General features: G+C 46.8%; 19 protein-coding genes. 9 read left to right on the top strand and 10 right to left on the bottom strand.

Annotated elements, in window-relative coordinates; all coding sequences use genetic code 11:
- The first annotated feature begins 12 nt into the window (after positions 1-12).
- Complete coding sequence (locus tag AC1XUF_RS26315) at positions 13-1,554, top strand: RagB/SusD family nutrient uptake outer membrane protein (RefSeq protein ID WP_483344848.1); 1,542 nt, start codon at positions 13-15, stop codon at positions 1,552-1,554.
- A gap of 256 nt (positions 1,555-1,810) precedes the next feature.
- Here AC1XUF_RS26315 and AC1XUF_RS26310 read toward each other — a convergent pair whose 3' ends face one another.
- The 6 genes from AC1XUF_RS26310 to AC1XUF_RS26285 all read right to left on the bottom strand — a co-directional run bounded on the left by AC1XUF_RS26310 (position 1,811) and on the right by AC1XUF_RS26285 (position 7,506).
- Entirely contained in the window at positions 1,811-2,137 is a 327-nt protein-coding gene (locus AC1XUF_RS26310) for a hypothetical protein (protein WP_483344847.1), read from the bottom strand.
- A gap of 537 nt (positions 2,138-2,674) precedes the next feature.
- Positions 2,675-3,421 carry a phosphate ABC transporter ATP-binding protein PstB gene (gene pstB, locus AC1XUF_RS26305; RefSeq protein WP_483344905.1) on the bottom strand — a complete coding sequence of 249 codons (747 nt, stop codon included), beginning with the start codon at positions 3,419-3,421 and terminating at the stop codon, positions 2,675-2,677.
- Between the two features lie 13 nt (positions 3,422-3,434).
- Complete coding sequence (pstA, locus tag AC1XUF_RS26300; protein ID WP_483344846.1) at positions 3,435-4,277, bottom strand: phosphate ABC transporter permease PstA; 843 nt, start codon at positions 4,275-4,277, stop codon at positions 3,435-3,437.
- Entirely contained in the window at positions 4,274-5,161 is an 888-nt protein-coding gene (gene pstC / locus AC1XUF_RS26295; protein ID WP_483344845.1) for a phosphate ABC transporter permease subunit PstC, read from the bottom strand. Before pstC ends, pstA begins: the two co-directional genes overlap by 4 nt.
- A gap of 3 nt (positions 5,162-5,164) precedes the next feature.
- Complete coding sequence (locus tag AC1XUF_RS26290) at positions 5,165-5,989, bottom strand: substrate-binding domain-containing protein (RefSeq protein WP_483344844.1); 825 nt, start codon at positions 5,987-5,989, stop codon at positions 5,165-5,167.
- 251 nt (positions 5,990-6,240) lie between these two features.
- Positions 6,241-7,506: a ComEC/Rec2 family competence protein gene (locus AC1XUF_RS26285; protein ID WP_483344843.1), complete on the bottom strand. Its 1,266-nt coding sequence runs from the start codon at positions 7,504-7,506 to the stop codon at positions 6,241-6,243.
- Between the two features lie 126 nt (positions 7,507-7,632).
- Between AC1XUF_RS26285 and AC1XUF_RS26280 the strand changes: the two genes are divergently transcribed.
- The 5 genes from AC1XUF_RS26280 (at position 7,633) to AC1XUF_RS26260 (ending at position 14,998) form a co-directional block, all read left to right on the top strand.
- Complete coding sequence (locus AC1XUF_RS26280) at positions 7,633-7,827, top strand: hypothetical protein (RefSeq protein WP_483344842.1); 195 nt, start codon at positions 7,633-7,635, stop codon at positions 7,825-7,827.
- A 448-nt stretch (positions 7,828-8,275) separates the two neighbouring features.
- The gene (locus AC1XUF_RS26275) at positions 8,276-10,438 is read left to right on the top strand and encodes a T9SS type A sorting domain-containing protein (protein ID WP_483344841.1); all 2,163 of its coding nucleotides are present in this window, start codon (positions 8,276-8,278) and stop codon (positions 10,436-10,438) included.
- Positions 10,439-11,280: 842 nt separating this feature from the next.
- A complete protein-coding gene (locus tag AC1XUF_RS26270) occupies positions 11,281-11,652 on the top strand; it encodes a hypothetical protein (protein ID WP_483344840.1) in 372 nt (123 codons plus the stop codon).
- 1,531 nt (positions 11,653-13,183) lie between these two features.
- Complete coding sequence (locus AC1XUF_RS26265; protein ID WP_483344839.1) at positions 13,184-14,155, top strand: aldo/keto reductase; 972 nt, start codon at positions 13,184-13,186, stop codon at positions 14,153-14,155.
- Positions 14,156-14,998, top strand: coding sequence for a helix-turn-helix domain-containing protein (locus AC1XUF_RS26260; protein WP_483344838.1), 843 nt, complete (start codon positions 14,156-14,158; stop codon positions 14,996-14,998). It abuts the gene before it with no gap.
- Positions 14,999-15,064: 66 nt separating this feature from the next.
- Here AC1XUF_RS26260 and AC1XUF_RS26255 read toward each other — a convergent pair whose 3' ends face one another.
- Entirely contained in the window at positions 15,065-15,676 is a 612-nt protein-coding gene (locus tag AC1XUF_RS26255) for a cupin domain-containing protein (RefSeq protein ID WP_483344837.1), read from the bottom strand.
- Positions 15,677-15,859: 183 nt separating this feature from the next.
- Positions 15,860-16,351: a YdeI/OmpD-associated family protein gene (locus AC1XUF_RS26250; protein ID WP_483344836.1), complete on the bottom strand. Its 492-nt coding sequence runs from the start codon at positions 16,349-16,351 to the stop codon at positions 15,860-15,862.
- A 64-nt stretch (positions 16,352-16,415) separates the two neighbouring features.
- Between AC1XUF_RS26250 and AC1XUF_RS26245 the strand changes: the two genes are divergently transcribed.
- Together AC1XUF_RS26245 and AC1XUF_RS26240 are read left to right on the top strand one after the other, a co-directional pair.
- On the top strand, positions 16,416-16,757 hold the full coding sequence (locus AC1XUF_RS26245; RefSeq protein WP_483344835.1) for a TfoX/Sxy family protein: 342 nt from the start codon (positions 16,416-16,418) through the stop codon (positions 16,755-16,757).
- A 152-nt stretch (positions 16,758-16,909) separates the two neighbouring features.
- Entirely contained in the window at positions 16,910-17,050 is a 141-nt protein-coding gene (locus AC1XUF_RS26240) for a hypothetical protein (RefSeq protein WP_483344834.1), read from the top strand.
- 577 nt (positions 17,051-17,627) lie between these two features.
- Here the strand turns inward: AC1XUF_RS26240 and AC1XUF_RS26235 are convergent.
- The gene (locus AC1XUF_RS26235) at positions 17,628-17,963 is read right to left on the bottom strand and encodes an antibiotic biosynthesis monooxygenase (RefSeq protein WP_483344833.1); all 336 of its coding nucleotides are present in this window, start codon (positions 17,961-17,963) and stop codon (positions 17,628-17,630) included.
- Positions 17,964-17,993: 30 nt separating this feature from the next.
- Positions 17,994-18,752 (bottom strand): DUF6597 domain-containing transcriptional factor, encoded by a 759-nt coding sequence (locus AC1XUF_RS26230; protein ID WP_483344832.1) that lies wholly within the window; start codon positions 18,750-18,752, stop codon positions 17,994-17,996.
- Between the two features lie 587 nt (positions 18,753-19,339).
- Here AC1XUF_RS26230 and AC1XUF_RS26225 point away from each other — a divergent pair.
- A complete protein-coding gene (locus AC1XUF_RS26225; protein WP_483344831.1) occupies positions 19,340-21,727 on the top strand; it encodes a TonB-dependent receptor in 2,388 nt (795 codons plus the stop codon).

The following is a 21,727-nucleotide window of genomic DNA, read 5'->3' as shown; positions in this document are numbered from 1 at the left end:
TTTTACATGACCATGATTTTTAGAAAATATAAAATAACACCTATTCTCGTAGCTGCAGGATTATCCCTGCTCAGTGCCTGCTCTTCCGATTTCATTGATCTGGAAGATCCTAATGCAGTATCCAATGAATCTTACTACCAGTCGGAAGGCGATGTGCTTGCCGCGGTAAACGGCATTTACAATGCTTTGAGAAATGGCAATGGCGTCGGCGAAACCAGCGGGCTTTTCAATGAGGAACGCTCGGACAACACCGGCAGGAACGATAACCAGTCCAATGCCGGGGAGCCGTTTCAGTTCAACGATTTTTCACTGCTGCCCAGCAATACTTATCTCAAAACCCACTGGCTGGCATTGTACCAGGTGATCTCCCGCGCTAACCAGGTTTTGGCTGGAATTGAGAAGGTCAATTTTACCAATAATGACCTGAAGTCGCAGTACCAGGCCGAAGCCAAATACATGCGGGCGATGATCTATTTTGATCTGGTCAGAAAATGGGGCGATGTTCCGCTGATCACCAAGCCGCTGAACTCATTGGCGGAAGTGCAGGCCAACACCTTCCGCGAAAAACAGGAGGTAGTTTACCAGCAGATCGTCAGTGATTTGAAGGACGCAGTCGCAAGTACATTACCAAACACGCAAACAGCCGCTACCAAAGGCAAAGTAACAAAAGCCGCCGCCAACGGACTGCTGGGACAGGTATACCTGACGATGGCCACCACATTGGATCCCGCGAACCGGACCGCCAACCTGAACGAAGCAAAAACCTATCTGATGGCCTGCTATAACCTCCGCGCATTCGGGCTGCTGAAAGAGATCCCTTACGCCGATGTTTTTGATGTGGCTAAGAAATCCACCACGCCTGAGATCATTTTTCAGATCGTGAACCGCCAGGGCGACATTAACTTTTCTTCTGCGATCGCGCGTAACAATCAGGCAAAAGGTGAGACGATCAATTCACTCGTAACCTCTACCGGTGCAGGCGGCAATGTTACCGGCGACCTGGTTTTGGACTACGAGGAAAAAGATGTCAGGAAAGACTTCTCGGTCAAATTTGCAAATGACCCGATCGTACGTGATTACTTCATCACGAAATTCCGTGATGCCAGTGCCGCTGCAACCACCAACGGGTATGGAGGAAATGACTGGATCCTGATGCGCTATGCCGACATTATCCTGATGCTGGCGGAAGTGAATATGTATTTAGGAGATGAAGCCGCAGCAATCGGCTTTCTGGACCAGGTTCGTGAACGCTCCGGGTTGCCAACCTACGCAGCTTCCATACAGAACGCGGCTTACAAGGCGAAATATCCCACTTTGAAACTGGCAATCCTGCATGAACGCCGCGTGGAGCTGGCTTTTGAAAACCAGCGGTGGTTTGACCTATTACGCTTTTTCACTACGGACGAACTGGTCGCCTATTTCAAAAGTAAGAACCAGGCCGATTTTGGTCTTGCCAAGCTTTCCAACTTTGGCACAAAGGACCGGTACTACCCCATCCCATTTGACGAGTACAAGCTGGATCCGACCAAAATGTACCAGAATCAGGGTTATTGATTCAGATAAATTCCATAAAAGCTGCCGGGTACTGGACTCCCGGCAGCTTTTTTTGCCTGGCTTCGACAAACCTTTTTTGCTGGCCGTGATTATTACAACGACCACGGAAATGCTGATCAGGGACTTTTGGAAGTGACAAGCAGTTCAACAGCCACACCAATTCAAAAATCAGTTACTGGATTTTCGGCGATCTGAGAGAAAAGACATCTCCATGATACCGGAATGGCAAGGGCCAACATTTTGAACACCGGTCGACTCAGGCAAGCAGGTAGGTCAATTTGTCGGCTAGTAGATAGAGAAAGCTGTCCGGGTCATTGGACTGGTTCAGGGAGAAATATTCTGCGCCCGAGCTGAATTGCTCCTTCACATACGATTTGGCTTCTTTTAAAGATGGGAAACACAATTCGTCCTCGGCCAGCTCACAAGGTAAACCAACTGAATTCGTTCGCTGCTCAATGAACGCTGTATCACGAGTGGCACCATTTGTCGTACTGGCTTCGTAAACAACATAATACAAACCATCATGTGACTGAATGTTGCTGCCGGAATTATTGATAGGATCAATCGTTGTAATCATATCCATACTTCAATCAGATGTTACGATAGATAAAAGGCGACTCCGATTTTCGGAGCCGAACCCTGCAATAAAATCGGCACACGCAAACAGAAAGTTGATGTCAGAATTGATGTAAAATTAAATAATCGGCCCCTTCTTAACATTAACCCAACACATCGAAAACTGAAAATTGCAAGATGTATGAATATAAATAACTACAAATGAATGAATTATAGAAAAAAATGCGTTTGCGAAAAAATCATTCTTATCCGAATTACTAAACTACTCGACGGCGAAAGTTAACTTTCACTTAACAAGTGTAGCTTCGTTGTTGATTAGTCGACAGTTGTGAAGAAACAAGGATGATGGCCCGGATCGGTTGACGTCCAATCTGTAACCGGACGTAGGTGCATGCTTTACAAATACTTTCCCGCATTTGTGATGGGTACCAAAACCTGGTCAAGATTACCGACGTGACAACACGCGGTTGTGCCGGGGCTATTTTGACTCTCGCCAGACGATATGATTGCCGACGCGTCGAATCGTACTACTCCCACGAACGGCTCATCCGAAATGCCCGCTGACATAATTCCTGGTGAGCTCCTTCTGAGGATTCTGGAAAACTTCATGACTGCTTCCAAATTCAACCAATTCACCCAGGTACATAAATGCAACCTGATCGGATATGCGCTGGGCTTGCTGCATGTTGTGGGTGACGATTACAATGGTATAATCTTTTTTCAGGCTCAGGATCAGATCTTCTATTTTCCGTGTACTTACCGGATCAAGGGCCGAACAAGGCTCGTCCATCAGGATCACTTCGGGGCGCAGCACCACGGTCCTTGCAATGCATAACCTCTGCTGCTGGCCACCCGACAATTTTACCGCCGGTTTTTTCAACTCATCCTTCACCTCGTCCCACAAATAAGCCTCTTTGAGCGCCGACTCGACAAGCCCAGGAATTTCATTTTTGGGAAACTGATGAATGTTCAATGCATAAGACAGATTTTCAAAAATACTTTTTGGCAGCGGATTGGGCTTTTGAAACACCATTCCTATCCTTTTACGAATGTCGGTAACCGAATTCTTTTTGTCATAAATATCCAGTTCGTCCAACTTCACAGTTCCTGCTATCCTGGCGTCGGCAGACAGATCATGCATTCTGTTGAAACAGCGAAGTAACGTAGATTTGCCACATCCGGAGGGGCCGATCAATGAAGTAACCTGATTTTTAGGAAAATCAATGTTGATATTTTTCAAAACCTGCTTATCACCGAAATAGAGGTTGAGAGCATGGGCCGATAGCTTGATCTGATCCATATGACTATTGGGTCCTTTGCTTGAAGCGGATGTAAAAAGCAATCATGTTGAGCATGAAAACCAGCAGGATCAAAACCACGGCAGTAGCGTAAGCAAGCGGCCGTACTTGTTCGATGGACTGGTGTTGCGTGGATAGCATGTACAAATGGTAGGGCAGTGCCATAAATTCCTGCTGAATGGAGGTGGCAGGCCCGTTGATATAAAAGGCAACACCCGTAAAAAGGATAGGCGCTGTTTCGCCCGCTGCCCTGGAAAGCGTAAGTATCACGCCTGTCAGAATTCCCGGCAAAGCACTTGACAGCACGACGTCCCTGATTGTCTCAAATTGCGTGGCGCCCAGCGCCAGCGTAGCTTCCCGCATGCTGTTCGGGATACGTTTCAACGCTTCCTCGGTAGTGGTAATGATATAAGGCAGTGAGAGCAGTCCCAGTGTGAGGCCGGCCGACAAAACAGAAGTTCCGAGATGAAACGCCTGCACGAACAAAGCGAGCCCAAAAAGGCCGTAAATGATAGACGGAATACCGGAGAGGTTCCGGATAGAGGCCCTGATAATACCTGTGAGCAGCGAAGGCTTTGCGTATTCGTTCAGATATACTGCGCAGGCGATGCCAAAGGGAACCGCGAAAAGGGTGGTGATCAATGTCAGCCAGAGCGTCCCGGTGATTGCCGGCAGGATACCTCCTTTGGTCATCGCGCCGGTTGGCGGCTGGCTGATGAAATTCCATGACAGAGAGGATAGGCCTTTTGAAAAAATATCAAAAAGAATGACCCCAAGGAATAGACATACCAGCAAGGTACATCCTACCAAAAGCGTCCAGTAAAGGAAATGTATGAACCTTTTTTTCATGCTTGGAACCTTCGTAAACGGCTGACGAAAAATTCACCCAAAAGATTAACAGCCAGGGTGAGCAGGAAAAGCAGGGCAGCCATGGCAAACAGCGCGAAGTAATGTGTTGTCTGATAAGGTACTTCGCCCATTTCAATGGCAATCGTGGCAGTAATGGTGCGTATCGAATCGAGAAAACCGCTGGGCATGGCAGAGGCGTTTCCGGTGGCCATCAATACGGTCATTGTTTCGCCCAGCGCCCTGCCAAGTCCGAGCATCACGGCGGCTATGAGCCCAGGCGCAGCGGCAGGTAATGTTACCCGGAACAATGTGGTCCATTTGTCTGCTCCAAGCGCCAGCGAGGCTTCCTTGTAGGTGCCGGGCACCGCATTGATCGCGTCTTCGCTGATGGTGATGATAGTCGGCAAAGCCATCACAGCCAGTAACAATGAGCCATTTAGCGCATTTAGTCCGTTTTGGATCCCAAATATCCGGGCTATCCCCGGCCCTACCAGCACAATTCCCAAAAAGCCGATCGCGACGGACGGGACCGCGGCCAGCATTTCAATGACCGGCTTTAATATTGCTTTCAGTTTCCAGTGTGCGAACTCTGACAGAAAAGCCGCAGTGAAAATGCCCAGCGGAATGGCGATTACCATGGAGCCCACAGCCACCAGTGCAGTTCCGGTCAAAAGCGGAATGACGCTATATTTTCCGAATTTCCCGCCCGGGTCCCACTGGTTACCTGTAAAGAAATCGATGGGCCTCACCTTTGCGAAAAAGGCTATACTATTGTAAACCAGCATCATAAAAATACCAGCGAGTAAGAGTATCGTGAGCATCCCGGCCACCTGAAAGGCTACTTTCAGGATCAAGTCCGTTTTTTCCCGCTTTGTTGCATCCATGATCTAGTCTACCAGATAATAGCCCCCCGATTGGATAATTCCCTTCCCGGCTTTGCTTTTTTCAAAATCCAGGAAAGGCTTCACTTTTTTATAGGAGAGCAATTTATAATATTGGAACAGCGGCCGTTGAAAGAAATATTTGCCCGCGGCAATCGCATTTGCATCAAGCGGAGAAACAGCTTTGCCACCCGCTTGGTAGACAGTTAAAACCTTCAGGCCCTTGCTGCCCCCGTGGCTCACATAGCCCGCTCCCACATAACCGATACCGGAATTGTCCTGTTTGATCGCTTCAAGGATCTGTGCATTCCCGTTCATTTCCTTTGCATGCGGGCTAAATGTTATTTTGAGTTTATCCCTGACAAAATCGTGCGTCCCAGAATTACTTTGTCGGCCATAGATATTGATCGGACGCTTCACCGGCGTCACCGATGACCAGTCCTTATACCCGCCACTGAAAATCTGCGCCAGCATTTTCGTACTGATGGAATCGATAGGCAGCTCTTTCTGTACTACAAAGGCGATGGCATCCTGCGCAAAAATGAATGAATCGATCCGGATCGAACGGTTTTGGAATAGGGCCTTTTCGTCCTTGTTGATACTTCTGGAAGAGTTGGCCAGGTCGGTCGCGCCGTTGAGTAAGGAGGCAATGCCAAGGCCGGAGCCGCCACCGGATATGGATATGAAAACCTCGGGTTTTGTCGCGTGGAAAGACTCCGCCAGCTCAACTGCCAGATTAACCTCCGTATCCGACCCCTTGATTTTAATCGTGTCCTGATCCGCAGCGCAGGCAGCCGCAAAAAGCAATAAACATCCTGTCGGCCATTTCATGTCTTTGACCATTGTTTGGGAAACCAATCCAATATTAGCCAAAATACAGGGAAGCCTATGTTGTCTTTTTGTTATGAAATGTGGCCGCACGAACCATATGTCAATATCAGGTGCATGAGCGACAAGCAGTCAATGTGAGCTAGCGATTCTGAAGTATGGCTGACCATTCTCTTCCTACGGAAAGAAAATGGATGATTTGGCTTCATTAAGAATGGGGAGATAATTTTGGTAGATGAAAATGGAAAAGTCTTTCATCGTGATACATAAGGTCCGTGAACACTTTTGATTTTTTGCTCTTCATCATTATCATCCAGCACATATATATAGTAGCTATCTCCACCAGGAGCTACCCGCACAACAATATGGCCGCTGTCGCTTTTCAGTTTGTTGAGTAACTCGCCGATCACCAGCTTATTGGCTTCCAGCATATCCGTAGCGAAAACATCCCGCTCGCCCGTATATATGTCTTGGGAATAAATGCGGTCGAGCACGTCATGGCCCGGATGGTCCGACGACCAGACAGGGATCACCAGCACGCGCGGGCGCAGGGATTCGAGAAAAAACTCATTTTGCGAATCCCGGTTCCCATGGTGATTGAGAATCTGAACATCAACCGGCCCGACTGCCTTTGCGACAGGCGTTTCCATGTCATGCCACTGTGGCATCCGGGGCCGTACGATACCCGGCAGATCGCCACCGGTAAAATAATCAAACTTGCCATAGCTAATCCGCAACGCAACGCTGCACATATTTTCGCTGGGGAACATGGGTGGTGCCAGTGTTTTCAGATCCGGAAACTGTGCCCTGGTTACCGTGCCTACGCCAGCCCATACCTCGCCGTTGACGGCCACATTGCGAATTTCAAAAGAGCCCGCATATTTTCCCGGATTTCTGACCAAAAGGATTTGATCATTACTACCAGCTACGGCTTTTTCAATCTTAGTCGCCTTGTTTTTTGAGTTCCAATCCAGAAAACTGCGATAATTTTTCATGGTATTCGAATCAATAGCTCTCGGAAAGGAATAATCCGGCCAGCCGCGATCGATCACTTTCCGGATCGGAAGCCAGTCACCTACTTCAGTAATGCCGGTAAGCATGTAAGGCCCCTGTTTTGACTTTTTGGAAATACGGGAAACCTCTCCCATGTGATCGTCATGAAAATGGGTGATCAACGCATAATCAATGGATTTATCATCAGCACGGAAATTCATTGCCTTGCTTGCATACCTGGCAATCCACTCGCCAGGACGTCGGGTGGTATCCGGTTTGACGCGGGTATTGCGCGCACTTTTTGTCCGGGGATCGGTAGGATCCAGCTCGCCAGCGTCGATCAGCATGGTGGTGCCGTCGGGCAGAATAAAGAAGGTTGCATTGCCTCCCCCGGTATTAATGTGATGAATTTCCAGGTATCCTTCTTTCCACCGGTCCAGGATTTGCCCGGCTTGTTGTGCTTGACTTTCCATGACAGCCAGGATGATCATTGCACAATGTGAAAATGTTCGCAGAATTCTCTTCATCGCCCTGAAAATTTAGATGTACCAATTTGCTCCAATCTGCCACAAATGTACGGAGTACGGTTGAGTACATCGAAACAGGTCCAGGTTATGCAATTATTAACTCTTTTGACGGCGGGACATTCCTGAATGAGCAGGTGCAATAGCATTGAGGAAGTTTTGCTGTTGCTTTCCGCCACCGTCCCGACAACTCAGAACATTCCTACTCTTGATCCTTGTCTCGACGAAAAAGGCAATGCCTACATGGACCGACAGACGCAGGCGTTTCTCTCGCAGACCACTCCAGCATTAAAGAAATATCCGCCGAAACCTCAACCGCAATAACAATCTGAAATACAACCTCTTTAAATGCCGAAAATCAGGATTTTAGCAACATCGATAGTAGTTTTGTTCACTAAAAATCGAAAGTTATAAGTCCCTTTATTGCTTTTAAGATGACTATTAGAGAAGTAGATCGGGATGCTTTGAGAAGTCCGTTGTTACTATCAGCTCTTTCGGTAGCGCTGTTCATGGGAAATCCTACCTGTAAATCAGGAGACGGGACCAATTATAACAATGGATACATGAAGTGCTACATCTGACACCCTTATGTATTACGAGAAGATCACTTACTATATTGGCGTGCTTTCTACTTAGATAAATTTTCACGTCTGTCGCCACGATCGACTTAGCAGGTGGTGTCTGAGAAATATGGACAATCCAAGTTTGAATTGTCTTTTCCAACGACTTGTTGGCATATCACATTTCATCACTCACATTTTCCAGCACCGTTATGAAAATTTATACGTTCGTAATTTGTTTTCTCCTCTCAGCGGTTTCCTCCTACGGTGGCGCACCATCAGGCGGTTACGCAGCAACGCCAGCCGGCAATACCACCGCCAGTAACCTTTTCAAGGCACCTGCCGCTCCGTTTTTCGTGTGTCTCGAAGCAGAAAAAGCCAACAGCGATGCCCCTATTTCGCAGGATCCGAATGCCTCCAACGGCCTCACGCGCGGCGCCCGGGATGCGGGGGATTACTTTGTCGATTATCAGACCGACGTCCCAACTACCGGAAAGTATCTGATAACCATCCGATATTATGCCGAGCAGGATTCGCCGGTAAGTGTTTCCGTAAACGCGGGGCCTGCAACGCAAGTCGAACTCCCATCTTCGTATTCCTGGAACATTGCCTGGAAGGAGCATACCTTCGAGGTGGATTTAGTTGCGGGCAACAAAAGGGTCCGTGTTAAAGAGCTTCCAGGGTACAATGTCAGGCAGGACAAGGCTTGCTGGACTGAAAACGGGCCAGGCAGTCCGGTCACCAACTGTGATTACGTGGTCGGATCGATCGTAAGCGACCTCTATCCGTCGTGCGGGCAGGGAATAGGCGTCAGTGCCGATTGCGGCGGCGACTGCACGGGGGTCAAATACAAATGGACCGGGCCAGGGCTGGATGCCTCAGGAAACTCGATCACTTTTTATGCGCCTACGGAAAATGGCACGTTCACTTACACGAGGACCAGTTCCAAACCTGGCTGTCCTGATCAAGCCAGCGACTTCAAACTTACCATCACTGATTGCGGCAACGCACCTTTCAGCGTGTGCCTGGAAGCTGAAGACACTGGCGGGACAGGCCCTATCACCGAAGACCCTAACGCATCGGGTGGCAAAACCAGAGGCGCGCAGGACCGGGACGATTACAGTGTATTTTACCTGGTTCACAATGTACAGACCGAAGGCCCGCACGCAGTTACATTCCGGTATTATACCGAAGCAAATACCGCTGTCGAAGTCCGCATCAATGACGAAGTCTATCCGTATAAAATAGAGCTTCCGTCCTCAAATTCATGGAAAATAGCCTGGAAGGAATACTCTGTCGTTTTCACTTTGAAAAAGGGGCTTAATGCCATTTATGTGAAGGGATTGCCGGGTTACAGCCCAGTACGACAAGATCAAATATGCGTCGAACAAATGCCCGGCACCCCTCCTTCCTGCGACTTTGATGTCACGGCGCATGCCTCCACGGCAACTCCCCAGTGCGGTACCCAGCTGTCGCTGACTGCCGACTGCACCGGCCCGGACTGCGGCGGTATCTTCTACAATTGGTCAGGCCATGGTGGTTTTGCACGCTATACGCAAGCAATTGAAGTTACAGCGCCGTCGGTCAACGGATCATACTCATACAATGTGTCTGCGGGCAAAGATGGTTGTGCGTACAAAATTGTCAACGTTGCTTTCACAGTCAACAGCTGTTCGCCTGCCGGAGAACTGTTTAGCGCCTGCGTGGAAGCGGAACATTCCGGCAGCAACGGGCCGGTGTCCGATGATCCCAATGCTTCGAATGGTCAGACCCGGAGTGCACAAAGCAATCCTGATTATTTTGTCGACTACGAGGTTCACGGAATAACCAAAGCAGGCTTTTTTCCTGTGACGCTCCGCTATTACGCAGAAGCAACGGCGCAGGTGAACATATCGGTAAATGGTACTGTGGTAATCCCGAATCTGAACCTGGCCCCTACTTACAGCTGGAACATCGTCACACTGGAAGAAACATGCTACATCACGTTGTTTGAAGGCACTAACACGATCCGCATTCAGGGCCTGCCTGGCGCAGCATGTCGTCAGGACAAGATTTGCATTGGGCCCGACCAAAATGTGTATACCCGAATGGCAGCGCCGGGTGACCGGGAAATGCAAAGCAATATGCCTTTGCTGCAAGCCTACCCCAACCCCGCTCCCGGCGAATTCAAAGCCATATTCCAATTGCCAGTAGGCACATCAGGTACCATGCGCATGACTGATACGCAGGGCCGGGTGTGGCACGAACGCGCGTTAGAAGGCAAAGGCGAACACGAGGAGCGCATTACCCTGCCCAATGCTCCGGCGGGCATTTATCTCCTGCAACTAAGAAAACAGGGATCGGCAGAAACAAAGAAGATCGTCCTCACTCACTAATGTCAAAAGCGGTTGCCTGATCAAACATGCAACCGCTTTTACTGTTAACATTTGCTTCCGCCCAGCGCCTCTCGCGGCCGGTCGGGCTTGTAAATATCAATTTGCCAAAACCCACAGTTAGCGGAAAACTCTGTTCGACACTAGGAAAAGCTACTTCAACTGTGTCGTTGGTATTTGCATTTTAGATGGTGCGTAACGCGCCTGAAAACTTGCGAAACCCAGAGGACAGTATTGTCAAAATATATAGTCTTTTTTGACGATGATCTGCTTGAATCCGCAAAAATTGAAGTGAGCCTTTCGGCATCTGTCAAATAATAGGAAAGAACTATTTGATATCTTCACGATACACCAAAGTATCTCCCGAAATAGGCATACCTACACCCGCATTTATGCGAAATCTTTATGGATCGCGCCGCACCTTCGGAAGATCGAAAGAGAGCTGTCTTATGTAAAATGTATGGAATCTATATAGTCATAGTTCTATTCATCATACTCAATAAAAGCGGAATATTTCGATCCCGACCAGCAATTATTCTATTTCAAGTTAAATAAAATACTTATATTTTTGAATTTAACGAAAAACCGTGATTGGTTAATTCAGTCATGGAAAATAGACCGGCAAACGAACTTGAAATTTGCGAATGAAATGCAATCCTCGCACCACATTTTTCAAGGCGTTTAAATTCAGCGTTAGTTGCCATATTATTAACAGAGAGCAATTTCAAGACTTGTTTTTGGTATGTAAAAACAAATCGCAATTAACGGGCGCATTTACCAAGAGGGTAGTTTGAATTCATCTCACACCACAAATACGACATTCTCACTTATTCATATCACCCTATATGACAACACAACCGGAATTCAAAGTGGATACCCGCTCATTTTTTATTACAAGTGAAATGATTGGTCTATGGGCTTATATGTCGTTATGGCTCAACAGCTGGTTTAAGCTGGATGGCTACAATGGTCTGTTGATTATTTTAACTGGCATTGTGATCGCTTTATTCATTTTTTTTAATGTTGCCATTTCGCGAATTATATTTTGCATCTTATTCTCACTTTTGTGGGGCAACTTTGCCAGATCGCTGGCAGATGTATTTCCGTCTTCATCCGTCAATCCATGGATCGCCTTTGCCCTGGCTTTCGCAATTGCGTTACTCGCGCACAGGCTTATTCTGATGCAAAAGGAAGGGCCATCGGGGTCAAGGCTATAGGCGTCGGTCGGCTAGCATTCATTTCCGTCCCCCGAACCATGAATACCTGACCAATAACATGTCACCTTTTACGGCTATCGCGATTTTTGTGTTGGCAAAGAGATACCGCTATTACTTATACGTGCAATTCCAGCTTACCAAACAAACCTATAATCCCTAACTCCTAGGATACCGATCGGCAGAAGTAAGCCAGTGAGCGGGCGGCATGTAAGACTTTGCACCGGTATTTACAACATACCACCACTTTGGAGGCTTATAACAATTTCCTGGACAGTGCGTTATGCGCGGGGATATCAAGGAAGGGATTACAAAGGTAAGCAGATAAGAGGGGCTTGCAGGATCGCAGGTGTATGCAGACATCTTGCAGCTGACCGATTATTAAATATTACAAATGCTTTCTGATTTGACACCTGTTAAGCTGTATCAAATCAGAAAAATGTGTTTCCAAAGTCCATTAGCAAAAATAGAAATATTTCGATTTCCCTATATGTGATGCAAATGAATCAATAAAGTTAATTTAACAGCAAATCTCGTCAATTAAAGAGGTGATGGAGATGCGTATTTCGTGCACGCTTCGCTACCTATATATTTCTCATTTATTCCGTTTTATCGAAAATATTCTATAAGTGTTTATTTTTCGTCGCAAAATCAGAGCGATGTAAATGATAGAATTTAAACTACATAGATATTTTATTCGCTGAAACAAAAAAGCATTATCTATATATAACTCGTTCTATTTTAATAGCTTATAATATGGTTTGGATTATAAAAGAAGGTAATTAATTTTCTATCATTGCAGATTAAATTAGATATTCCTCTTACACAAATTAATACGCTATATATCCGAATATACCCGAACCAGAGCGAATAGTTTAAAAAATCTATTCAATATTTCGCCAATCAACGAATTATTGAAATACCAATAAATAATAATTACCTTTGAAACCGTGTGGCCAGCAGGATATTCATTTTTATTGGCAGGTTATTTTGCAAACAGAAGCACTTTAATAATACATGAATGTGTTTCCATGTTCGGGATTCACGGAATTAAATACGTCAAAATAAAATCTGTTTCTCTTTTTCAAGCGGCCGATGATCCGATTACAAAAGCGGGAAAGCATTGTGGCAAGCGGAGCCTCTTTCTTTTTAATTTTATGAGCAATTTTCTGGGGCGACTTATACTGGTTATTTTCGCAGCAATACTCGGCGTTTCAGCAGTATGTTCAATTATTCTGATCTCGCCGCTTTTGCTCTTGATGTGGGTACTGAAAAAGGGATGGCACGTCCTAAAACATGGCCAGCTTGCTCTGGCAAAGCGGGAGAAAGTTAAAAAAACTGATTTCGACTAATTGGCCGGCCTGTTTGTTGGCTACATCTTCTTGCAAACCATCCTTCGCCGGCCAGCCGCCTACATGGCTGGCGTAAGGGATTTTAACCCACCATCCTATTTAACGTGAAATGAGCCGTACAGGCAAAACATTTGAGCCGTGTGCGCAACTGTCGACATGGTGCGGGGCTTGATCTTTGCATCATGAAAAACATCGAAAAAATTCAGTTGGGGTCAAACGGCCCGTTTGTGTCCAAACTTGGTTTGGGCTGTATGCGTATGTCGTCCATCTGGGGCGGTGCTGTACCTGACGCAGCAGAGAGCATAGCGACCATCCATGAAGCCTTGGACAGCGGTATTAATTTTTTAAACACCGGAGACTTTTACGGTGCCGGCCACAATGAAATGCTGGTAGGCAAAGCCATTCAGGGAAGGCGCGGCGACGCGTTCATCAGCGTAAAGTTCGGCGCTATCTTCCATAACGGGCATTGGCTGGGACTGGACCTGCGCCCCATCGCGATCAAAAACTTCATCAACTACTCCCTGACCCGTTTGGGCATCGAAACCATTGACCTTTACCAGCCCAGCCGGATGGACGGCAGCGTGCCTGTGGAAGACATCATAGGAACAGTTGCCGACCTGATTAAGGAAGGGAAAGTGCGCTATATCGGCGTATCGGAAATTACCGCCGACCAGCTTCGTAAAGCCAACGCCACTTACCCGATCAGCGCGCTGGAGATCGGCTATTCGCTGGCCGACCGTCAGATAGAAAGCGAATTGCTGCCAGCAGCGAAAGAATTAGGTATTGGCGTGGTGGCATTTGCCAATACAGCCGAGGGCTTGTTGACCGGCGAAATGAAAGCGCCACTCCCAGAAAACGACTACCGCAGCCACTTCTCCCGTTTTCAGGGGAAAAACTTAATCAGCAACCTGGAAAAAATCGAAGTGTTAAAGCAAATTGCCAGCCAAAAAGGTTATACGCCAACACAGCTTGCAATCGCCTGGGTGAAGGAGCAAGGCGAGCAGATCATGCCTCTGGTGAGCATGAGCCGGAGGTCACGTTTGCCCGAAAATATCGCAGCAATGGATATCGAATTTTCGCCGGAAGAAATGACCACCTTAAACACTACTTTTGCAGAAGGTGCTGTACTTGGCGGCACTTACTTACAACGCTAAATGACCAGTCCAGCAGAAATCCTCCCCGGCGTGATCTTTTACTCTTACCTCTCGGCAGAGCGGAGAGAGAAAGTCTGTTTCTGGAACCACCATACCCTGGTATTGCAGGTTTCGGGACAGTTTATCCTGGAAACGTCCTCACAAAACATTTCGATGTCCGGAGGGGAAATGCTGCTGATCGGCAGAAACCAGCTGGGCACGCTCACTAAAACACCGCTGCCCGGAGGCAATTACGAAACCATTGTAATATCCCTGCAGGAAGACCTGCTGCGCAGGATCGTATTGGAAGAAAGGCTTGAAGCAGAGCGGAAATACATCGGCCCGCCCAATATCCTGATCCCGTCCAACGAATTCCTGCAGGGTTATTTTCAGTCTATTATCCCTTACGCGCGAAGCTCGGGGGCAGCTATGACGGATGAGATGGGCATCCTGAAAGTAAAGGAAGGGGTTAAATTGCTGCTGCTTGCCCTGCCCGTACTTCGCGACTTTTTATTCGACTTTTCGCAACCGTATAAGATCGACCTGGAAAGGTTCATGCTTAGCAACTTTCATTTCAACGTGCCTGTCGAAAAATTCGCGCAGCTGACGGGCCGCAGCCTCGCAGCTTTCAAACGCGATTTCATGAAAACATTCGGCATTCCACCCCGGCAGTGGCTGCAGGACAAACGGCTCACCGAAGCAAAGCACCTTATCGAAACCAAGCACGAAAAACCTTCAGCCATTTACCTCGACCTGGGGTTCGAAAGCCTTTCACACTTCTCACATTCGTTCAAGAAAAAATTCGGGATGACACCTACTGCGCTGAATGACGGACTTTCGCAACAGCACCCCGCGCCGCGGTAAAACTCTTGCAGCCGATTTGGTACGTCGGGCTTCCGGTTGCCCATCTGGTTTCCCGCTCTAAGCCAGCTAAGCAGCGCATCTCTCAAGTATCAGCTTACAGGCCACTTTTGAGGTAATCGATACATAATGAGATAAATGCAGCGGTATCGAGAACACATCCCCCGGTTTGAGGTGATTGTCAATTCCGTTAACGACAATGTTGCAGGTCCCTTCTACAATCAAGAAAGTCTCCAGTTCCTTTTTATGGACTTCCGGAGGCGCCCCGTTTTTAATCCAGACGATCGCCGTTGTCCTTCCCCCATGCGAACCAATAATGTGCGCGTCAATCTCATCGAGGGGTTCACCGAGGCCCAGGTCCGGCCGGTCCAGCCACAAGCGGTAATCGTCAATTTTTGAACCTGCATGCAGTTTGGGAGGAAAAGATTCTCTTTCGCCTGCCTGAATACGCTCCATGTATTTGACGGTCGCCATCAGGAACGGCTTGATGGTCGGATCAACCGGCTTTGCCTCGGCCAATGCGTAACTTTCCAGGGCGATCTCAAGGGCCAAAAGCTCTTGCCGGACTTCCTCGTGTTCTGCTGCCATCCGCTCCACCTCCGCCCGCTCCTCCTCACTGACCTCGTCCAGGAGATATAATTCCAATATACCAGACTCCATCCATTTTTTAGAAGCGCTCATATCCATTTTTACGTATCCGCAAATTTACCTTTAAAATTTTTGATTTGGTCAAAAACCTCAGTCCGGCGGCTTGTGGCCCGTTGCCGGAGGGACAGTACGACTGGCCTGCCGTGTGTCTTCTTTCTGGTTTGCCAGGGGACACTGATACTTTGCGTTAAGATCCTGCCGGTTTCGAAACAAAATCTATTCCTTCGCTGTATTCCCCGATTTCTTTACTGCATCCAGTGTTTTCAAGATGCGCCTGACTTTCGTTTCATCCGTTTTGGCAGCGTAGATCCAGTCTATAATCCTTTTTTGCTCTCCGTTGGAATAGCTCAAAAAAGTTTCGAGTGCATGCAGCTCGGTTTGAAGACAAACTTTCAGTTCCTCCGGAATTTCAGTCGGTAAGTTGTCCTCAAACAAGATCACATGGACATAGTCCCCGGCCTGCTTTCTGATGCGCTTCCTGATCTCGGCTTTAACCGGCAGGAATAATTGACCATTGCCCATCGGCATGAGATGGTAGTTCCTGAATTCAAACCCGTCCACAGAGCCACGAACGCGCACCCATCCGAAAGGCGCTTGCGAATCCGGCAGGATCTCGGGGATGCTGGCGAATGTCCAGCCGCCTTTACCCGGAAACTTTTCCAGTAGATACGCTTTGTCGGTCAGCAGTCGCTCCGTTTTTAACCCCATGGATTTGCTGTGTTGTATTTAACCGATATTTTAATAAAATTATAGCTCCAGACCAACACAGACAATGGCATACGACACAAATTTGGCAAATCGCATTCGTCAAAGACTTTCAGGGCTGCCCGACATCGAAGAAAAAGCAATGATGGGCGGGCTGGTTTTCATGTACAATGACAAAATGTGCGTGGGGATCATCAAAGACGAATTAATGTGCCGGATCGATCCGGTCTTTCATGAAACGGCTATTGAAAAACCCGGATGCCGCACAATGGATTTCACCAGCCGCCCAATGATCGGGTATGTGCTGGTTGATCAGGATGTGCTCAAAACCTCGGCAGAATTCGACTATTGGATTGAACTTTCCCTGGCGTTCAATAGCAAGGCCAAGTCTTCAAAGAAGAAGAGGTAGGCACAGCATCACGTATTTACGTTATTTACAAAGCATACCCTGCGGCGGCCTGTACCCAATACCTTTGCCCGGTAACTTACATAACAATACCCTACGCGGGCCGCCCCTAAATTATATCCAATACATTTAATACTCATGATCAGTCAAATGGCATGAATGTCCATCCTACGATTTACAATAATCCAATTGAGGAAATCAGGAAACTGCATGATGAGAAAATGGAGCTCTACGAGCGGATGTTGAGGGAGAAGGATGAGATGATGGGGCGGTTGGAAAGATTGATTGGGAAGTAACTAGACTATCAATATTCTGGCCCAAATATAATTATATAAGAACTGAATAAGTATGGACGCAAGCTGTGCAGAATCTCTCAGATTCGGTAAAATCAATGCATCTATACCTCCAAGATAAACCAAATCGATTTGATTATTTGGGTACCGGTGGACCTACCCGCCCTTATGAAGTGCCTGTACAAACTACGGCCAGACAAAAAGATTCCATTATTATAAATCAAGTGAATGTATACAATAAGTACGTTTGTTAGTGCTAGTGCCGATTTACAATTTCAAAATGATATTCAACTTCACCATATTGCCACTAAATCAATATCTGACGGATTGATGAGTAAGAAGATATCTTCAAAATCGATTGGCATTTGCAATGCCTCTGCCGATTTTTTGCACGCTCATATGTGCTATTGCTATATCAACAATTTCAAATTAGTCAGTCGGCATTTTCAACGCGGGAATATGTGATTTTAATGCCCGATGACTGTCTCAATTCAAAGCTTAATATGCCTATTATTCCCCATTTTTTATTGCTTCTTGATTTTAAAGTAATTTTTGGTCGACAAGTTTGCCCCCATTTTTACTATCGCCCTGACTCGCTGCTAGAGAAAATATGTACCTCACTTCGCATTTGCTGATCCATATCTTCCATTAATTCTGTCATCTTATGATGTACTTCGTCGATAACGGGGTCAGAGTAGTGTCGCGTGAAGGATGCCTCGTCTTTGTAGAACTCAAAGACCCACAAAGTATCTGGTTCATTATCAATTGGTTGACAAATAACCCAATCCACGGGACCGTCTGGGTCGCTTGTGTAATGAAGATTATTGACAAGTTCTACCAAAGTCTTACCCATTCCTGGCTTTGCTTTTAATTTTAGAACCACACCCGGCTGGTTCTTATAAAATATTTTGTTCATTCTTCAATTGTTCTTTGATATGGCGCAAAATTATGCTCCGCTGCTGACTAAAACTTGTATAAATCGGTCGTTTTTATTTCTGTGCAAATCTCTTGGATTTACTCCTGACAGCTTTTTGATTTCTTTACTAAAATGAGATTGGTCAGCAAAGTTTCGTTCTGGATAAAGTTTTCCTTCCTTGATTTGCACAAAAGATGCTCGAAAACGAAGAATATTGCAATACGCTTTTAATGAAATACCAAAATATTGGGTAAAATAGCGATTTATCTGTCGGCTATTCCAAAACACTTTTTCGGATAATTCCTTAACGGACATAGAACCATTTGAGGAGTACATCAGCTCGAAGAGTTTTTGTTTTCTTTTATCAACCTCGTCCGGTATAATTTGTTTTATGACTTTTGTAGCTTTTAAAGTAAATATTTCAAAATCGCACAAGTCAGTTTCATGAATGCCCCAAAAGCTATCAGATAATTGTTGCCCTCCATTGATGAGATTAGCAATAGATTTTTGAAATAAATACTCAACTGCGATCAGTTTAAAGTTTATAAAAAACATTCTGGTATTGGCTGAAATTCTACTTGGGATATACTTAGTATCAAGACCCCTTAATCCTATTTGAAAGGGCTTGTCCATCTCTTTATATAAAATCAAATCAAAATTAGCATCAGGCATTACAATGATTTCTTTTTCAAAACCTGTTACATTTTCTACTTGCCAAAAGCATTCGACAAAGTCGGAGATTGATTTATCCGGAAGTATTTTTTTGTACTGAATTTCGACTTTTTCCATTTAGTGGTATCTGTTTTGTTGATTAAATATTCCGAAACGCCAGTGCCATAATCCCTGTAATCCTGTTCAACAGTACTTACAAATTGATTATCAATTAGACCTAACTCAAATCATTAATAATCAATAATTTAAATAAACCCATTTAAAGTAAAAAATGGGACACCTAAGAAGTCTTTTCGAATAACAGGATGCAAGAGGATCAGGCAGGTGAAAGTCATGATCAAATGATCGATCACAATTGACGCCAGGCGCTTGTTTAAGCTGAGTTCAGCTGCAATTGAGTGGCCCATAAGTGACTGAATTACTTACTTTCTGTATTGATCCAGAACCGTGATTTTACTTATAAAACGGCAATTTTCCCTATAACCAATGCTTATTGCATTGGTTTTGCAGTCCGCATTGGGCAATCTGCTTAAGTGGCTATCTTCTATACGGATGTGGTCATATAGAAATTTCGACGTCCCCGCAGTTCCAGTACCATCTTTTGTTTTTTGTTGAAATAATTCTCGAAAAGTGCCGTTTTGAGCGCTGGCTGTGTATATTTGTCAACTATTCATATTAAGTCTAAATAATATATATATTTCAGGGTGCGAAAAATCTACCAATTTTTGCTGCTTTTTGTGATCAGTACCGCCGCGAATGCCCAGGATGGGCAGATCCGGGGTATCCTGTCGGATCAGGAAAACAACGGGACAGTGAGCTATATACCCGTCCAGCTATTCGAGAAAGGACAGTTCATCAAGGGGGCCATCTCCGGGCCGGGCGGAGATTATATGCTGGATAAGCTTCCGGCAGGCACGTATACGGTGAAGGTTAGCGGGATTGGCTATGAAGCGAAGGTAGTCGATGACATCAGGATCTTATCCAGGAACCAGCACATCGAATTAAACCTGGCCCTGCAGCCGATGGTATCGCAGCTTTCTGAGGTAGTAGTGAAGGGCGATATAGGCGTTACCAAGATCGAGCCCGGCAAAATTGTTTACAAAGCGTCCGATCTGCCCATTGCAAAAGGGTCCTCGGTCGGCGACATGCTCAGGCTCATGCCTTCTGTTGCCATGGGCGGCCCTCCGGGGGTACCCAGGGATATCCGCTACCGGGGCCTTGAGAAGTCTTATACCCTCGTTTTGATCGACGGCAAAAATGCCGGCATCACCGGGAATAACAGGGAAGTTATCCTGAACCAGATCCCGGTTTCGGCCATTGAACGGATTGAAATCATTGCGAGTCCGGGCGCCCAGTACGACGGAGATGGCATGAACGGTGTTGTCAATATCGTACTCAAGAAAAACGTGCGCTACGGCACACATGGACAGATGATGCTGGGAATCAACAGCCTCGGGGGATACAACGTATCTGCGCAGGCTTCTCATAAGGTAAAGTCGGCGGAGTTTTACGGTGCCTACGACCGTAACCTGGTTGCCCTGACAGACGAAAATTCCATGACGGAAACCAATAAGGTGACCCTGCTGAAAAATGGCGCGGTTTCTGGCTATCAGGATATTTTCTCAAAGGAAGCCCGGAAAATCACCAGTGACAATATCAAGCTGGGCACGCGCTGGAACCTTTGGAAAGGAGCCGACCTCCGTGCGGAATACCTGCGGGGGTGGCAAAAAGAGTCGAAAATAAAAACGCAGGACACTAGGGTCCTGAAAGCCGACCAATCCTTCGGCAGCCGGACGCTCCGGACGGAAGACCAGACCGAGGACTGGAGTTTCAACGAATACATCGCGCAGTTTTCGCAAAGGCTGTCGGCGCACGGGAAACTAAATATTTCCTATAACCACGTGGACGGGAATTATCCGAAACCGAAATACCAGACAGACCAGAAACTGAATGCAGAAGGAAACCCGTCCGATTCCAAGCCCGCCCTGACCAATACTTTTGAAAACAACTATGACCGTAACGATTTTGTCCAGGCCGATTACTCGCTGCAACACAGCCACATTTTCACCTGGAACGCCGGCCTGAAATACAGCGGGCGCAACCGGGAGAACATCCAGATTGTAGACAAATTCGACTACAACAAAAACCAGTATGTAACCAGCCAGAGCCCGGCCAACAATTTTACGAGTTCCGAAAAAATAGCGGCAGGTTATGTGCAATCGGCCATCACGAGGGGCAGGCTGCGCAGTATCATTGGCGTTCGTGCCGAATACACAAGCTTCCACAACGAAACCATTGAGGACGGGTACGCAACAAAAGGCAATTACCTGATCCCCCTGCCAAGCGCCTCGTTCATCTATAATCTGGATACTACCCAATTCCTGAAATTCGCGCTCGACAGGAAAATCAGGCGCGCCAGCTTTAAAGATCTGAGCCCGTTTGTAGACAGCTCGGACGTAGCCAAAATAAAAACCGGGAACCCTCTGCTGCGGCCCGAAAAAGCCTGGGGGTTTGAGCTGGGTTACATGAAAACAGCTTCCAAATGGAACGTGGGCGTTAATCTTTTCCGCAGGCAGATCAACGGGCTTATCCAGAAGGTGCTATACGACGTATCCGAAGGCGTTGTGCTCGAAAAGCCGGACAATTTCAATTCGGCCTATATCCAGGGTGCCGAGCTGATCGGTGCCGTGAAGCCGCTGCCTTTCTGGAGCCTCAATGGCAGCTACTCGCGCTTTGGCTCCAGGCTTAAAGACGAAAGTGAGGGAGGTGGCGACGCCATCAAGGACCAGTTTAACTGGTGCGCAAAAATGATCTCCGATCTGACCGTTGGCAAGAACACCTTGTTCCAGGTTGCCTGGAACGGGATCGGCCCGAAGGTTTCCAGCCAGAAAGAAGAACGGACGCTGGCGTATTGGGATGCCAGTATATCCCAATATTTTGCACAGAAAAAAATGGCCCTGAGCGTCCGTATGATGGATATTTTTAACACCAATAATAAAAAGACCACCGAGTATACGACTGCCCAGACGAGCGAAAAAATACAGGATATTCCGGGCAGGCAAGTTTACATCAACCTTTCTTACAATTTCTGA

It is taken from the genome of Dyadobacter sp. HNCC25DJ185, from assembly GCF_056895195.1.
Note: the sequence above shows the minus strand (reverse complement) of the source record. Positions and strands in the feature narration are given on the sequence as shown.

What these genes read in the sequence shown, in the direction of transcription:
- pstC (WP_483344845.1), bottom strand. Translation starts at nt 5,161, where the DNA reads ATGGATGCAACAAAGCGGGAAAAAACGGACTTGATCCTGAAAGTAGCC.
- AC1XUF_RS26240 (WP_483344834.1), top strand. Translation starts at nt 16,910, where the DNA reads ATGAATGTCCATCCTACGATTTACAATAATCCAATTGAGGAAATCAGG.
- AC1XUF_RS26250 (WP_483344836.1), bottom strand. Translation starts at nt 16,351, where the DNA reads ATGGGGTTAAAAACGGAGCGACTGCTGACCGACAAAGCGTATCTACTG.
- AC1XUF_RS26260 (WP_483344838.1), top strand. Translation starts at nt 14,156, where the DNA reads ATGACCAGTCCAGCAGAAATCCTCCCCGGCGTGATCTTTTACTCTTAC.
- AC1XUF_RS26270 (WP_483344840.1), top strand. Translation starts at nt 11,281, where the DNA reads ATGACAACACAACCGGAATTCAAAGTGGATACCCGCTCATTTTTTATT.
- pstA (WP_483344846.1), bottom strand. Translation starts at nt 4,277, where the DNA reads ATGAAAAAAAGGTTCATACATTTCCTTTACTGGACGCTTTTGGTAGGA.
- AC1XUF_RS26310 (WP_483344847.1), bottom strand. Translation starts at nt 2,137, where the DNA reads ATGGATATGATTACAACGATTGATCCTATCAATAATTCCGGCAGCAAC.
- AC1XUF_RS26255 (WP_483344837.1), bottom strand. Translation starts at nt 15,676, where the DNA reads ATGAGCGCTTCTAAAAAATGGATGGAGTCTGGTATATTGGAATTATAT.
- AC1XUF_RS26290 (WP_483344844.1), bottom strand. Translation starts at nt 5,989, where the DNA reads ATGAAATGGCCGACAGGATGTTTATTGCTTTTTGCGGCTGCCTGCGCT.
- AC1XUF_RS26245 (WP_483344835.1), top strand. Translation starts at nt 16,416, where the DNA reads ATGGCATACGACACAAATTTGGCAAATCGCATTCGTCAAAGACTTTCA.
- AC1XUF_RS26285 (WP_483344843.1), bottom strand. Translation starts at nt 7,506, where the DNA reads ATGAAGAGAATTCTGCGAACATTTTCACATTGTGCAATGATCATCCTG.
- AC1XUF_RS26315 (WP_483344848.1), top strand. Translation starts at nt 13, where the DNA reads ATGATTTTTAGAAAATATAAAATAACACCTATTCTCGTAGCTGCAGGA.
- AC1XUF_RS26230 (WP_483344832.1), bottom strand. Translation starts at nt 18,752, where the DNA reads ATGGAAAAAGTCGAAATTCAGTACAAAAAAATACTTCCGGATAAATCA.
- AC1XUF_RS26235 (WP_483344833.1), bottom strand. Translation starts at nt 17,963, where the DNA reads ATGAACAAAATATTTTATAAGAACCAGCCGGGTGTGGTTCTAAAATTA.
- AC1XUF_RS26265 (WP_483344839.1), top strand. Translation starts at nt 13,184, where the DNA reads ATGAAAAACATCGAAAAAATTCAGTTGGGGTCAAACGGCCCGTTTGTG.
- AC1XUF_RS26280 (WP_483344842.1), top strand. Translation starts at nt 7,633, where the DNA reads ATGAGCAGGTGCAATAGCATTGAGGAAGTTTTGCTGTTGCTTTCCGCC.
- AC1XUF_RS26275 (WP_483344841.1), top strand. Translation starts at nt 8,276, where the DNA reads ATGAAAATTTATACGTTCGTAATTTGTTTTCTCCTCTCAGCGGTTTCC.